Genomic DNA, 14,592 nt, shown 5'->3' on the forward strand with positions numbered 1-14,592 from the left:
CGGTGAAAAAAAGAGGATGTAATAACCGCAGATGACAATGGATGGACGGCGATTTACGCAGAGAAAGAGATGTAGAGACGTTTCTTCTTCCATTTTCCCTGAAACATCATAACTCTTTCAGCAATGCTGTTGATTGATAGTAGCGCCGATTACAAAACTTGCCTGGGGGCGATCGGAATTTCAATAATAAACTCGCTCCCCTCTCCGGGTGCAGAAACGCAAGTCAATTTTCCACCGTGAGAACTCACAACAATCGAGTGAGAAATAGACAATCCCAAACCAGTTCCCGAACCCACTGGCTTAGTTGTAAAAAATGGATCGAATATCTTGTGCAGCACCTCAGTGCTCATCCCCGGCCCGCTGTCGGCAATTCTAATTATGACAGAATTCCTGTCAGTCACGTCTGTAGAAATTGTAATTGTAGGCTGTTGATGAGAGTTTTTCGGGTAATCTCTTGCTACGAGGAGAGCATCGATCGCATTGGTGAGAATATTCATAAACACCTGATTGAGTTGTCCGGCGTAGCATTCCACCAGAGGTAGAGAACCGTAGTTTTGAATCACCTCAATAGACGGTCGTTCCAATCTATTTTTGAGGCGGTGTTGCAAAATCAGTAGGGTGCTGTTAATACCCTCATGGATATCCACTGCTTTAAAATCTGCTTCGTCCATCCGTGAAAAGTTCCGCAACGACAGGACAATTTGGCGGATGCGATCGGTACCCATTTTCATCGAAGACAGCATTTTGGGCAGGTCTTCTTGCAAGAACTCCAGGTCGATTTCTTCGGCTGCAATTTGAATTTCGTCAGCAGGGTTAGGATAGTGCTGTTGATAAAGCTGCACGAACTTTAACAAATCTTGGGTGTATTGCTGTGTATGGACGAGGTTGCCGTGAATGAAGTTGACCGGGTTGTTAATTTCGTGGGCAACTCCACCAACCATTTGCCCCAAACTAGACATTTTTTCGCTCTGAATTATCTGTGATTGGCTGCGTTGCAACTCACTTAGGGCGTTTTTGAGTTCACCGGTGCGGTATTCCACCCGGTCTTCTAATTCTGCATTACTTTTTTCTAAGGCGGTAAACGATTCGCGCAGTTGTCTTGCCATCTGGTTAAAGGAGTTGGCAAGGGCGTTGAGTTCTTGAATACGGCTGTCTTCTACAGCTTGGTCGAAGTTGCCAGATGTTATTGCCTCACTCGCCCGGTTCAGTCGCAGAATCGGACGCGCAATCCAGCCGGAGGTGAGAACGCCCATCCCACAAGCTACCCCCAATGCTGCTAAGCAGAGCAAGATTGTGGTGCGGGTGTTGGCATCAATCTGTGCCATGAACTCGCTTTCTGGGACACTCACCACCACTAACCAATCCAATCCATATTGGTCGCGCCAGGGAGTGACTTGCACATAGTAGAGTTCTCCCTGAAAATCAAGTCGGAGATTGGTGTCTTTAGAAATGGATTGAAACCCTTTGAAGCGTTGCTGGATTTGTTTGGCAATTCCCTGCACTATGGGATTGGGACTGTCGATCGCCTTCAAACGCCGAATCTCGTCTTTGACGGTGGTAAAGGGTTGTTCTTTCGCAGAATTAGCGATCAACATTCCATTGCGCTCGATGATGAAAACCTGCCCTGAGCTGCTGACATCCATATTCCGTAAGAAATCGCTCAGTTTCAACAGATGAATATCGACTCCAACCATTCCTAGCAAGCGATTATTTGCGTCATAGATGGGGCGACCAGCGGAGGCAGCGATGTAGGGATGATTGGGATAATTTACGGTGACGATCCGCGACCAGATGGGTTTACCTGCTTTCATGGGTTCGGTGTACCAAGGTTCTTGCAAGTTGTCCCAATCATAAATAGTCACGACGTGAGTGCGATCGCCTTTGTTATCGGTGGCATAGTTGATGACATTATTCGGCGGTTTGGGACTCCAATCATCAATCACGACGCTTTTGGGGTCGTAGCGTGCGGCTCCTACTCCCTCGCCCGCGATCAGTCCAATGCCGATGTAATTCAGGTCATAGGCCTGCATTTGGTGCCAGAAATACTTACCGAGGGTTTGGCGATCGCGCACATCTAGCAATCCCATCCGAATCGCATCGGCGTTAACCTGAATCACTTGATGCGGAATAGATAAATAAGCCTCCAGATGTTGATTCACCGAAATGCTGGTTCGATCCATCAACCGATCCGCCAGGTCGTTTACCGCTTTTTGTCCATTTTTGAACGACAAATATCCAACCAGACCGACCGCTCCAAAGATTTGCAAAACAAATGGCACCATCAGTATGAGCTGCAATGGGATCGCCTGAGTTTTGCCGAAGTGACGTATCTTCATGATCGGAAATTACTTTTATTTTAGTATGATCTACTATCTACAGTTCGATCGTGAAGATACACAGAATATTTACTTTTTTAATAAAAAATCTGACACTTTTTATGCTTTGCCGGAGCCTTGCCACCTCGTCGTGATGAACAATCCTCAGTGCGGCTGCAAAAGGGCGATCGCCCTTTTATGAAAACCAGATCGCTCGCCTTTAATGCAGAGTTTTTGCCGAGCTTGAATTGCAAATTCAAAGTTTAGTAAACGCAATGCGTGGCCGGATTGTTAAGGGTTGCTAACTGGAATTGATTTGGGGATGTTGGTTAATAGTGGTGCCGATTACAAAACTTGCCTGGGGGCGATCGGAATTTCAATAATAAACTCGCTCCCCTCTCCCGGTGCAGAAACGCAAGTCAATTTTCCGCCATGAGAACTCACAACAATCGAGTGAGAAATAGACAATCCCAAACCAGTTCCCGAACCCACGGGCTTAGTTGTAAAAAATGGATCGAATATCTTGTGCAGCACCTCATTGCTCATCCCCGGCCCGCTGTCGGCAATTTTAATTATGGCAGAATTCCTCTCAGTCACCTCTGTAGAAATTGTAATCGTCGGCTGTTGATGAGAGTTTTCCGGGCAATCTCTTGCTACGAGGAGAGCATCGATCGCATTTGTCAAAATATTCATAAATACTTGATTCAACTGAGACGCATAACAAGTAATTAGGGGTAGCGTGCTGTAATTTTTAATTACCTCAATTCCCAAACGCCCGCCCTCTTTTCTCAGGCGCGGTTGCAGCAACATCACCGTACTGTCGATGCCTTGATGGATATCTACCGACTTCATTTGCGCTTCGTCGAGGCGCGAGAAATTCCGCAAGCTTAGCACAATATCCCGGATTCTTTCCGCTCCTACTTTCATGGAATCCAGCAGCTTTTGCAAATCCTCGCTCAAGAATTCCAGCTCAATTGTTTCTATTTCTTCGAGAATTTCATCCGCCGGTTCTGGATAGTGCTGCTGGTAAAGCTCAATCAAGTTTAGCAAGTCTTTAACGTATTCGCTAGCCGGATTAAGATTGCCGTAGATGAAACTTACAGGATTATTAATTTCGTGAGCTACACCAGCGACCATTTGCCCCAAACTAGACATCTTTTCCGTTTGGATTAATTGAGCTTGAGTTAGTTTAAGTTCCCGCAAAGTTTGTTCTAAACGCTCGTTTTTTTCATTTAGCTCCTGCGTCCGCTCTTGCACTTTCTGTTCAACAGAATTGTAAAGTAGAGCATTTTCCAAAGAAATAGCAACTTGGGAAGAAAGCAACCTTAAAACTTCCAATCTGTGGGGAGTAAATGCTCCGACAGTCAAATTGTTTTCTAAATAAAGAATGCCGATCAGTTTGCCTTGATTGATGATTGGAGTACACAAAATAGATTGCAGTTGGTGTTTAGCGATGTAAGGATCTGCTGTGAATAGTCCCTCAGCCGCCGCATTGCTCAACACCAAATCCGAGCGAGTCCTTTCCACATAATTAATCACCGTCACAGGTAAATCATGATAGTCTCCAACAGGCGTAAATTGCAGCACAGCTACATCTTCAGCAAATACTGACGCTTTAGCTGAAATCAACAGTTTACCATCTCTGACTAAAATCAGAAAACCTAATTGAGCCCCCGCATTTTCTAAGGAGATTCTCATCAAAGAAGCCAGCAACTTATCGAGGACAATTTCGCTAGAAATCGCCAGAGATGCTTTCATTACCGTTGCCAAATCCAGCACTCTCGCATCGCTGCCAGTAGAAGTATGAATAGTTGTGGTAGTTTGACTGTTGTTAAAACTGCCGTTGAGCGGCGTCATTTCCCGCAACTGCGGATACTTCTGTTCTAAATCTTCTACTTTGCGAACTGCACCCCAGCGCAAGTAGCACGAGTGAGCTTCGCGCAAGTGAATTTTGGCATATTGATACTTGCCTTTACTCAACCAAAACTTAGCTGCTAGTTCATTAGCTAGCGCTTCATTTTGGACAAACTCATTGTCTTGGGCTAAATTTATAGAAAAATCGTACAGTTCTACAGCTTCTGAATCTTTCTTAGAAATTCTGGCTATTTCTGCTTGAACTAAAAGATACTTGTGCAGAAAATTTTCTGCACAGTTATCTGACCAAATTTTCATCTGTTTTTGGTTTTCCTCTAACTTTTCCAAGTATTCCTTTTGCTTCTCTTCTGAAACATTTGGGAAAACGGCGGCTAAAGTTAGAGAAAAGAAAAAATTCCATTCGGTAGCGGGTATCGCTCCGGTAATAAAAGATAGCTGTTTTTCTACTTCAAAAGCTAGTTGTAGCGCTTCGTTGAAGTTACCGTACCAGTACATTACCTGGCATTTGCGAATCTGATAAAGGCAGAGCGAGTACAAATTTTGATGAGCTTGACAGTTGTGTACGTATTCAGCTTCGCTGATATCTTCGCTTTCAAATACAAACTTTTCAGGAGTTAGTTTGCTCAAGTTACGCAGGATTAACTCTACCCCTAATAATATATCGGTTACGAGCTGATTTTTGGTTTTTTGGCTGAACTGCAAATACCTGCTCGTGTCTGCCAGAATTTGCGAGATTTCTTTACCTTGAAAAAATGAGTTAGCTATGCGGTTGGACAGGATATAACCCGCATACTCTAAATCTCCTGATTCTAAAGCTGCTTGATATCCTTCATTGCTGATTGCGTGGGAATCTTTGATGTGATTGAACCAGTAATAAAAAATACTGACCAGGGATGAACAAGCTCTGCACTTCAAGCCGATATTGCCAGATTTTTCACTGAGATTCAGCGAGAGCAAGCCGAATTGATACGCAGCTTTGTAATCTCCCGAAACTGCGTTTAAGAACATACCGTAGCCAGCATAGCAAAGAGAGGCTTCGGGTACTAAACCGTATTGTAGAGAAAGATTGACTCCTTTTAAAACGCTGACTTTCCACAAGTCGGGATTTTTGAGGTACGCCGATGTCAGCAAGTTTGTAATTAATTTGACTGCAACTTTTTTGTCGGGTACAGTCATTTCGGGGGCGTCAATTAGGGAAGCTATTTCTCTACCTGCTAAAATATTTGTAGCTGCTGCAAATTCTTCGGATATGACTTTTTGTAGCCCGTCTAGCGGCAAGTCAATGCCTAGCAAGTCCAAAGCTTGGATTCCGGCTTTAACGGCTTCTTCGTACTTCGCCCGCAGGGTGTACTGCACGATCAGCAGGTTGTAAATTTCTACCTTTTCTAAGGGCGATCGCGCTTTTTCCAAAGTTATATTAATAAATTCTTCAGACTTCTCGAAAAAACCGTTTAAATACTCAACATTTGCCCGCTCCATGTGCAAAGCAAAGGCTAAGTCGTAGTGGGCATCCCAAATATCGGCACTCAAACCGTCCATGCCTGCGGTCAAATACTGCAAGGCAGCAACATAAGCAGTGGCATCTTTGGCTCTGCGGGCGGCGTCTAAATTCAGCGTTGCCAGTTCAATTAATTCTCGATCGTCTTTAATTAGCGATCGAGCCACATTCAAGTGATCGACTAATTCAAAGATTCTGTCAGCGCGATATTCAGCCGGAGTGTTTTCTAGGATTTGCCTGCCTATTTTCAGGTGAACTGCCTTTTTTTGCGAGTCGTCGATCAGAGCGTAAGCTGCTTGCTGTACCCGATCGTGCAAAAATTTATAATTCAGAATTAATAGCGGAAACAGCACGTAATCTAATGACTTGCTTTCCAATTCCGAAGTTGGCAGAATCAATCCCGACTTAATGGCTGGCAACAGGTGAGAAAAAGTTTCCGAGGCTTCTTTTTCATGAATTAAAGAAAGAGTATTCAAGTCAAACTCGTTGCCCAAACAAGCCACTAAACGCAAAACTTGCTGCGTTGAACTTGGCAGTTTTCTCAATTTTTGTACCATCAAATCTACTACATTGTCAGTGATAGCGCACTGCTCAATTTGGGTCATATCCCAATGCCACCCGCCCTTGCTCCCCGACTGTGGCGGGTGAAAAACTAGCAGGTTTTCCTGATACAATGTTTGCAGAAATTGATTGACAAAAAAAGGATTGCCGTCGGTTTTGCTGATTACCAATTCAGCTAATGGTTTGACAGATTCTCGATCGCTGTGCAAAGTCTCGGCAATCAAATGAGTTATGTTTTCCACCCCCAGCGGCGACAAAGCAATCTGATTAATGATAGCTTCCTGATTTCGCAGCGTCTCCACTGTCATCATTAAAGGATGAGTAGGACTAACTTCATTATCCCGATAAGCGCCAATTAAAAACAGATATTGCGTAGCTTCATCTGTCATCATCAATTCGATCAGCTTGAGAGTAGCCGAATCAGCCCACTGCAAATCGTCGAGAAAAATGACCAGGGGATGTTCTGGCTGGCAAAATACGCGAATGAAATTTTGAAATACTAAATTAAAGCGGTTCAGAGATTCCGTTGGCCCCAATTCAGCTACAGGAGACTGAGCACCGACAATTAGTTCAACTTCGGGAATAACATCAATAATAATTTGTCCGTTTTGACCGAAGGAACTGCGGAGTTTTTCACGCCAAACTGCTAATTGAGCCTCACTTTCAGTTAACAGTTGCCGCACCAATTCCGAAAAAGCGCTGACAACGGCAGAGTAAGGAATAGTTCGCTTGTATTGGTCAAACTTTCCCCAAATAAAATATCCACGCCTGCGGGTAATGGGTTTGTCTAAAATCTTCACCATTGCAGATTTGCCAATACCGGAATAACCGGCAATCAGCATCATCTCGCTGCGGGATTTATGCTGTCCTCTCGCCAGGACTGACAAGGGACTTTCTTTTTTCGATTTGCTCTCTTTTTTGATGACAGAAATTTGAGAATCGTCGCTGCGGTAGCCTCGATGATTTGTTGCTGCTACCCGTTCAAATGCCGCTAAGAGAGTTTCAACTTCGCGCTGTCTGCCGTAAAGTTTTTGAGGTATTTGAAATTTGTCAGAAATATCTTGGCTGCCGAGAGGAAACTCAGAAACAACCCCAGAGGTTTGCCACTGAAACAGGCAGGATTCCAAATCGGCTTTTAGCCCCCAAGCACTTTGATAGCGCTCCTCAGCGGTTTTTGCTAACAATTTCATTACAATATCTGAAACAGCTTGAGGAATCTCTGGGGCAATTTCAGCGAGAGGTACTGGCTGTTTGGCAATGTGACAGTGAACTAACTCCATGGGATCTGTAGTCGGAAAAGGGAGTTGTCCTGCCAGGATTTCATAGAAGGTCACGCCGAGGGAATAAAAGTCGGTGCGGTAATCGACTACCCGGTTCATTCTGCCGGTTTGTTCGGGCGACATATAGGCTAAAGTACCTTCTAAAAAATTGGGATTTTTACTGGGAACATTTTCCAAGTTGGATGCTGTTGAAATGCTAAAATCTATGAGTTTCACTTGTCCTGTAGCAGGATTAAAAACTATATTAGAAGGATTTATATCTTTATGAATTACATTTTTTCCATGAATTTCTCCCAAAGTTTCAGCAACTTTGATTGCCGTAGTCAGAAATCCTAAAATGGTAAATTTTTGAGAACCCATAAATATTTTTAAAGATTCCCCGCCAAAATCTTCTAAGATCATTGCCAGACTATTTCTAACCTGTTGCAACTTATACACTTTCACAACTCCGTCCAACAGGCTTAAGTTGGCAGTGATCTCATATTCGCGCTTGTATCTATTCAGTTCTTCAGGAGTCGGATAGTCTTCTTTGATAAGTTTGATAATAACAGGTTGGTTGTTCTGCTCGTTGTGGCCGCGGTAAACCAGGGAAGTGCTGCTTTCATAAATGAGAGCGAGAACTGCAACGCCGGGAATTGCCATCATAGTTGGGTTCTCTCAAATTAGGTGTGCTTGGTCAATGTTACAGGACTGACGCGCGGCGGGCTAGAAACCGGGTTTCTTCGTTGCTAGTCGTTGACAAACCCAAGATTTTATCGTGTAAATCGGGTTTCTTTTCGTAAATCCTATGTTATTCTTCATTATCGCTCAAGAGCTATCTTTTGGGATGTGTGGGTAGGCAGGCCTTGACAGCAAAGAGCTACTGCTGACAAAAGCACGCTGGGGCTTTCGTCACCTCAGCAGTTAGGTAAACAAGATCGCAAATACAGGATTTGTGCAAAGATTTACTCTAATGCTCGATCGCCATGCTGACAACTAAATCCTCTCAGATTCCAAGTAATCGCTTGACTTTAGTGGAGCGTCACCACATCTCGTGAAAATATGCAAGTGCTGAAAGATTTATTTTTTCCGGCGATCGGGTACGAATTTGCGGTGCTTCAAAAAAACCGGCCGATGCAAATCTTAACTATAATTCGCGACCGAGGCGCTGAGGGAAGTAAGTGTTGCTTCGGAATCTGAAATTTCCTTCAGTTCTATCTATTTTGACCGATCGATTAACAATACTAACTGAGCGTTTGACCAGAGTAAATTTGACAAGAAATTCAGAATTATTGCACCTTGTCTGGTGCGCGGCAGCGAACCCTACATTAATCAAATTTGCCTAACTCTTAAGAAAATTTGAGGAAAGATTAAGAATTATTGCCATAAAACCCAGGTAAAGTTGTTTGAATTGCGAGTCAAATCCCAAGCAGGCAAAGCGTTTGAGCATTTCCTAAATCTGTAAATTCTCAGAAAATTAGTATTTCTCAAGGATTCATCCGGTGAGAAAATCAGAAACAACCTTAAAATTTAGCAGTAATCGCCCGATCGGGCAATTCTCAACCAGCACCAGGAAAAAACCTATGAAATTGGCTTATTGGATGTACGCAGGCCCAGCCCACATCGGCACTTTGCGCGTCGCCAGTTCCTTCAAAAACGTCCATGCGATCATGCACGCACCGATTGGAGACGACTATTTTAACGTCATGCGTTCCATGCTGGAGAGGGAACGGGATTTCACCCCAGTAACTACCAGCGTCGTTGACAGACACGTACTGGCGCGGGGTTCGCAGGAACGGGTGGTGGACAACATCACCCGCAAAGACAGAGAAGAACACCCAGATTTAATCGTGCTCACCCCGACTTGCACCTCCAGCATTCTGCAAGAAGACTTGGAAAACTTCGTGGAGAGAGCTCAATTGGATGCTAAAGGCGATGTATTGCTGGCGGATGTTAACCATTACCGGGTAAACGAACTGCAAGCTGCCGATCGCACTTTGGATCAAATCGTCCAATTTTACATTAACAAAGCCCGCAAAAAAGGCGATTTAGTAGAAGCCAAAAGCGAAAAACCATCTGTCAACATTATCGGTATGTCTACCCTGGGTTTCCACAACCAGCACGACTGCACCGAGTTGAAGCGTTTGATGGCAGATTTGGGCATTGAAGTCAACGAAGTTATTCCCGAAGGTGCTTCGGTTCATAACTTAAAAAGACTGCCCCGCGCTTGGTTTAACTTGGTTCCTTATCGGGAATTGGGGATGATGGCCGGGGAGTATTTGCAAAAAGAATTCGGTACGCCGATGGTGGATATTACGCCGATGGGTGTGGTAGAAACTGCGCGCTGTATCCGCAAGATTCAGCAAGTTTTGAATGCTCAAGGTGCGGATGTTGATTACGAAAATTTTATTGACCAACAAACTCGATTTGTGTCGCAGGCTGCTTGGTTTTCGCGATCGATCGACTGCCAAAACTTAACGGGCAAAAAAGCCGTCGTATTTGGCGATAATACGCACGCTGCGGCGATGACGAAGATTTTGGCTCGCGAGATGGGAATCCACGTTGTGTGGGCAGGAACATACTGCAAACACGACGCTGACTGGTTCCGGGAACAGGTAAGCGAGTATTGTGATGAAGTGCTGGTGACGGACGATCACGGGGCGATCGGAGATGCGATCGCCAAAGCGGAACCTTCGGCAATTTTCGGCACCCAAATGGAACGCCACGTTGGTAAGCGATTGGATATTCCCTGCGGCGTAATTGCGGCACCGATTCACGTCCAAAATTTCCCGATCGGCTACAAGCCATTTTTGGGTTATGAAGGCACGAATCAGTGCGTAGATTTGGTCTACAATTCTTTCACTTTGGGAATGGAAGACCACTTGCTGGAAATCTTCGGCGGCCACGATACCAAGGAAGTGATTACGAAGGGTATTTCGGCTGACTCTGATATGGGTTGGACGAAGGACGGACAAGCTGAGTTAAATAAAATCCCTGGCTTTGTGCGGGGTAAGGTGAAGCGGAATACTGAGAAGTTCGCGCGCGATCGGGGGATTGATAAGATTACCGTTGAGGTGCTTTACGCAGCGAAGGAATCTGTCGGCGCGTAGTTAGTTGGTAGGGTGGGCAAATGCCCACCTTACTCAAAATGCAAAACTGCTTTAAGCAGGAATGACCTTTTCTATACGAGATAGTAGATTAAGGGCCAAATCATCTTCTTCTATCACATCTCGGTTTAATCTCTCTTGAAGTAGCCAAATAAGATGATTTGCCGAAACTTCCTTAACTTTGATATTACCGTAATCACTGATTTCTCGCGTTTGACCTAGAGTAATAATCCAAACTTGCTTGCTTTTGCCATCAATTCTAAGAGTCTTTTTCTTTTGTACACCGTCTGAAGATCTCAGGTTAAATGTCAACTGAGCCTGCTCAAGCTTATTTATATAGTTTTCAATCTGGTCTTTTTTATATTCTTCAAAACCCTCCCTGAGCGTGCAATCATACATTACTGCAAGGTTGCCAATAATGAAAAATCCATCGGCTCTACCAGCTTGGTTTCTTTTGTCATATTGATAGAGATAATGGATGCCCAAATTTTTCAGTAATAAAAAAGTCAAGTCCTCAAATTCACTTGAGCTGGTTGTATGTACTATTCGCTTAAATTGCTCAATTATTTGGTTTTTAAGTTCATCACAGGTGATAGGAGTGGGGAGCAACTCAGCAGGAGTATCATTTTGCTCTATTTGGTCAAAATTAATATGTTGGATTCTATTGGCAAATCGTCTCCCATCTTCGCTCTCACCAATGGTAAAGGTAACTGCATCGCCTACTTTCAAACTTTCAAATTTATTATTTTCTACTTCCTTGGCTATAAAATAGAGATCTTGAGTGCTTCCCTCAAGCGTAATATAACCCCATTTTCTGTCAGTAAAAATGTTTTTTACATAGCCAGAAAAACGAAGTTTTGTTGGAGAAAGCCTATGATATCCTTCGCTGACTACTTCTATTTTATTAGCAAAAAACCGCTTGCCATCCTTGCCTTGACCAACAGTAAAAGTAACGACATATCCCGGCTTCAAAGTTCCAAATTTATCGTGTTCAACTTGTGAAGCGATAAAATAAAGGTCATCACTTTTATCATCGGGGGAAATGAATCCGCCTCTTTTATCACTAAAAATTTTTACCACTCGTCCTTGAAAACGGCTTGTCTCTGAAATTTCCCCCATTTTTGGCCTCGAATACTGAACGATGATTGAGAAAGTAATATTTTATCTGAAAATGATTAACTCTCTCGTAACTTTAGGAGCCACTTGAAAGAATATTTAGTACAATAGATTTATTAAATCAGTATACCTTAGATATTATAAGCCAATCCACACATAATAAAATGGTAGTCCTGCATTGTCACGACTACGCGATCGCACTTATCGAAATTGATAAAAACTAGCATCCGCGGCCGCAGTTGGCGCACCATATTTAAAATAATTCTCTGCTTTGTCCTCGCGATCGCCTGTTAGTGCATAAGTCCTATCAGCAATCGAAAGTGCCAGTTAGTTAATTGTCCGCCGGCTAGTCAGTTGCAGGGAAACTCACAGAAAAATATCATTCTCAGTAATCAGCTTTCGACTATACAGCAATTTCCAGGTTTATGGAGTACGGTTGCAAGGGTTTGTCAACCATTTTGGTAAGTGTTTGGGATTAAGGTGTACTCTATTTGCGTGGAATCTGCTGTATATTCAATCCTATTGTGGGGCGGGCTTCTAGCTTGCCCCTAAAAGCTTATTGAGAATAGTGCCCGCTCTCCGGGGAAACGGAAATTGCATCCCAGGATTTCCTCCTTGAGGCCAATTATGAAAACTGTACTGTTCGATCGCCCTCATCAATCCAACTTACCTAGATTAGACGCATCAACATATTTTCAAGGAATGACTTATGAACTTCACAGCAAGACTCACACAAACCAGCTTACTCGGTTTAATGCTATTTGCCAGCAATCCAGCGGCAACCTTTGCTCTAGGACAATCGAACACAAGCACTGCACCAACAGCGTCTCGCACTCAGTCTCCGATTGAAACCATACAAATAGCTCATGTATCCACTCCCCAAAAACAGGTGAGAGATTTTTGTGTTCGCAAAAGACAGACACTGGCAAACTATTTCGAGACCAGCAACTTTCGGATTTATCTGTGCTACAACCACGCTCATCAACTATATTACTACGGCGTTAAAAAGAGTAACGGCAGCACGATCGCCCTGCGTGCTCGAACTGAAGAGGGGACTGGTTACGTGGCAAAAAATGGCACCTACGATTACATTGTTACAGGAGCCAGCCTTAGTATTTATAACAAAGGCAAACGCATTCTCGAACAACGAGTGATTCGCTCCCTTTAGTATTTAAATGCGATCGGGCTTTCCAGCCCCGACTTCTTCAAAAAGCCGGGGATCTAACAGAATATCTGGCTTTTCTGCTGAGGCAGACAAAAGTTTGTGTAATTTAACCTCGAATTCAAATGACCGGCGCTTCGCCACATTTGAGTTTGAGGTTAACAGGTTTCAACCGCCGAATAATCTCAAAATAAAAAAACCCTCCCCAACAAGGAGAAGGGAGGGTGAAAAGACAGTGAGAAATTTATTTTTTTGCAGAATTAACAATAAGGAGTTACATCTTCGCCACACTCGTCAGCCAAATAACACAAAGCTCGAAAGCGCAGCCCAACCACTTGCTCGTAAAGCGGATTTAACTTGCACAGTGGCGGAATGGATAATAAAGTGTGATCGCCAATTTTGACTTCTCGCTCAAACGGACACTGGCTGGGAATAAACTTACACAGCAACCGAGCCAACTTTTGACTTTTAATTGCAGTGTTATCAAGCCATTCTTTTAGCGGATGCAAGGGGTCAAAATGTGGCTTTTGACCGTAAGGTTGAGAATTTGTAGCGACATTAACGGCGGTTTCTTGTTTGCCAAACCCTACCCAATTTGGCAGAGTTCGGTAGGAGATTGTATGCTCAAATACGTTCATTTTGCTCTGTTCCTCTTTTATAACGAGGTGCCAAGAACTCTCTGTAGAGCTTGTGCGATATTATCTACAATCAGTATCTACAGCATCTCGTTTTGCTTTACCGGATTGAACTTCTAAAATTAATGACTTAGGGCGAGAAAAGTAGTTCCTGATTTTTTTTAAAGACGGTGTGCGCTCTAAAAACTGTCCTCATTTCAAGCCCAACAATTGATTGATAGGGTAAAAATTCTGTCTTCTACGTTTTAGCTTCAACCTTCGGTTGACTCTCCTTTTGTAGTTCAATTACTATTGTGAGGCATCCAGGTGAATTATCCTATACGTGAAAATGCGGAATTTTTAATAAAACTTATAATATTTCTAAATAAGCTCTGCTGCAAAAAACCCTCAAACCTCGCCCCAACAATCTTTGCTCGCGATCGCTCAGAAACTTCTACAATGAGAAATAATCGGTATCGCCGCCCTCACAACCCATGAGTAACCCAGAAACCAAAGCTATCACCCGCGAATTGCAAAGCCACGCCGCCATTCTCGGTGGCTTCGTCTCCCTCCTGTGGATTATCGAAATTGTCGATGTATTCCTGTTCGGAGGCAGGCTGAATGACTACGGAGTCCGCCCCCGCAGCCTCGACGGACTTGAAGGCATCTTGTTTATGCCTTTTCTGCACGGCAGTTTTGCTCACTTAGCCGCCAATACCCTCCCTTTTGTGACATTGGGTTGGTTGATAATGCTACGAGAAATTAGCGACTTTTTTATCGTGAGTGCCGTCACTGTGCTAGTCAGCGGATTGGGAGTTTGGCTGACGGGCGCGCCTAATTCCGTTCACATTGGTGCTAGCGGATTAATCTTTGGTTACTTCGGCTTCTTGCTGCTGCGGGGCTATTTTGAACGCAGCTTTACATCTATTTTGGTATCTTTAATTGTCGGTTTCTTCTACGGCAGTTTAATTTGGGGAGTTTTGCCCTCGCAGCAGGGAGTTTCCTGGCAAGCGCATTTCTTTGGCTTTGTCGGCGGGGTATTAACAGCTCAACTTTTAGGACGGCAGAAACGAGAAATTAACTAG

The 14,592-nt window shown here is 43.8% G+C and carries 8 protein-coding genes; 4 read left to right on the forward strand and 4 right to left on the reverse strand.

The window, feature by feature from the left end; translation table 11 throughout:
• Positions 1–149: 149 nt before the first annotated feature.
• A complete protein-coding gene (locus QUA53_RS21245) occupies positions 150–2,282 on the reverse strand; it encodes an ATP-binding protein (protein ID WP_333249063.1) in 2,133 nt (710 codons plus the stop codon).
• A gap of 79 nt (positions 2,283–2,361) precedes the next feature.
• Here QUA53_RS21245 and QUA53_RS21250 point away from each other — a divergent pair, with 79 nt between their 5' ends.
• Entirely contained in the window at positions 2,362–2,517 is a 156-nt protein-coding gene (locus tag QUA53_RS21250; protein ID WP_333099665.1) for a hypothetical protein, read from the forward strand.
• Positions 2,518–2,660: 143 nt separating this feature from the next.
• Here QUA53_RS21250 and QUA53_RS21255 read toward each other — a convergent pair whose 3' ends face one another.
• The gene (locus QUA53_RS21255; protein ID WP_333099664.1) at positions 2,661–8,174 is read right to left on the reverse strand and encodes an AAA family ATPase; all 5,514 of its coding nucleotides are present in this window, start codon (positions 8,172–8,174) and stop codon (positions 2,661–2,663) included.
• Positions 8,175–9,091: 917 nt separating this feature from the next.
• Between QUA53_RS21255 and bchB the strand changes: the two genes are divergently transcribed.
• Positions 9,092–10,618, forward strand: a complete 1,527-nt coding sequence (bchB, locus tag QUA53_RS21260; protein ID WP_333099663.1) for a ferredoxin:protochlorophyllide reductase (ATP-dependent) subunit B — start codon at positions 9,092–9,094, stop codon at positions 10,616–10,618.
• 51 nt (positions 10,619–10,669) lie between these two features.
• Here bchB and QUA53_RS21265 read toward each other — a convergent pair whose 3' ends face one another.
• The gene (locus tag QUA53_RS21265; RefSeq protein ID WP_333099662.1) at positions 10,670–11,734 is read right to left on the reverse strand and encodes a cold shock domain-containing protein; all 1,065 of its coding nucleotides are present in this window, start codon (positions 11,732–11,734) and stop codon (positions 10,670–10,672) included.
• Between the two features lie 706 nt (positions 11,735–12,440).
• Between QUA53_RS21265 and QUA53_RS21270 the strand changes: the two genes are divergently transcribed.
• Positions 12,441–12,899 (forward strand): hypothetical protein, encoded by a 459-nt coding sequence (locus QUA53_RS21270; protein WP_333099661.1) that lies wholly within the window; start codon positions 12,441–12,443, stop codon positions 12,897–12,899.
• A gap of 254 nt (positions 12,900–13,153) precedes the next feature.
• On the opposite strand, the gene QUA53_RS21275 is transcribed toward QUA53_RS21270, so the two are convergent.
• Entirely contained in the window at positions 13,154–13,531 is a 378-nt protein-coding gene (locus tag QUA53_RS21275) for a Mo-dependent nitrogenase C-terminal domain-containing protein (protein ID WP_333099660.1), read from the reverse strand.
• Between the two features lie 470 nt (positions 13,532–14,001).
• On the opposite strand from QUA53_RS21275, the gene QUA53_RS21280 reads away from it, so the two are divergent.
• Positions 14,002–14,592: a rhomboid family intramembrane serine protease gene (locus QUA53_RS21280; protein WP_333099659.1), complete on the forward strand. Its 591-nt coding sequence runs from the start codon at positions 14,002–14,004 to the stop codon at positions 14,590–14,592.

The sequence above is a fragment of the Microcoleus sp. Pol12B3 genome, from assembly GCF_036701355.1.
Classification (GTDB): Bacteria; Cyanobacteriota; Cyanobacteriia; order Cyanobacteriales; family Microcoleaceae; genus Microcoleus.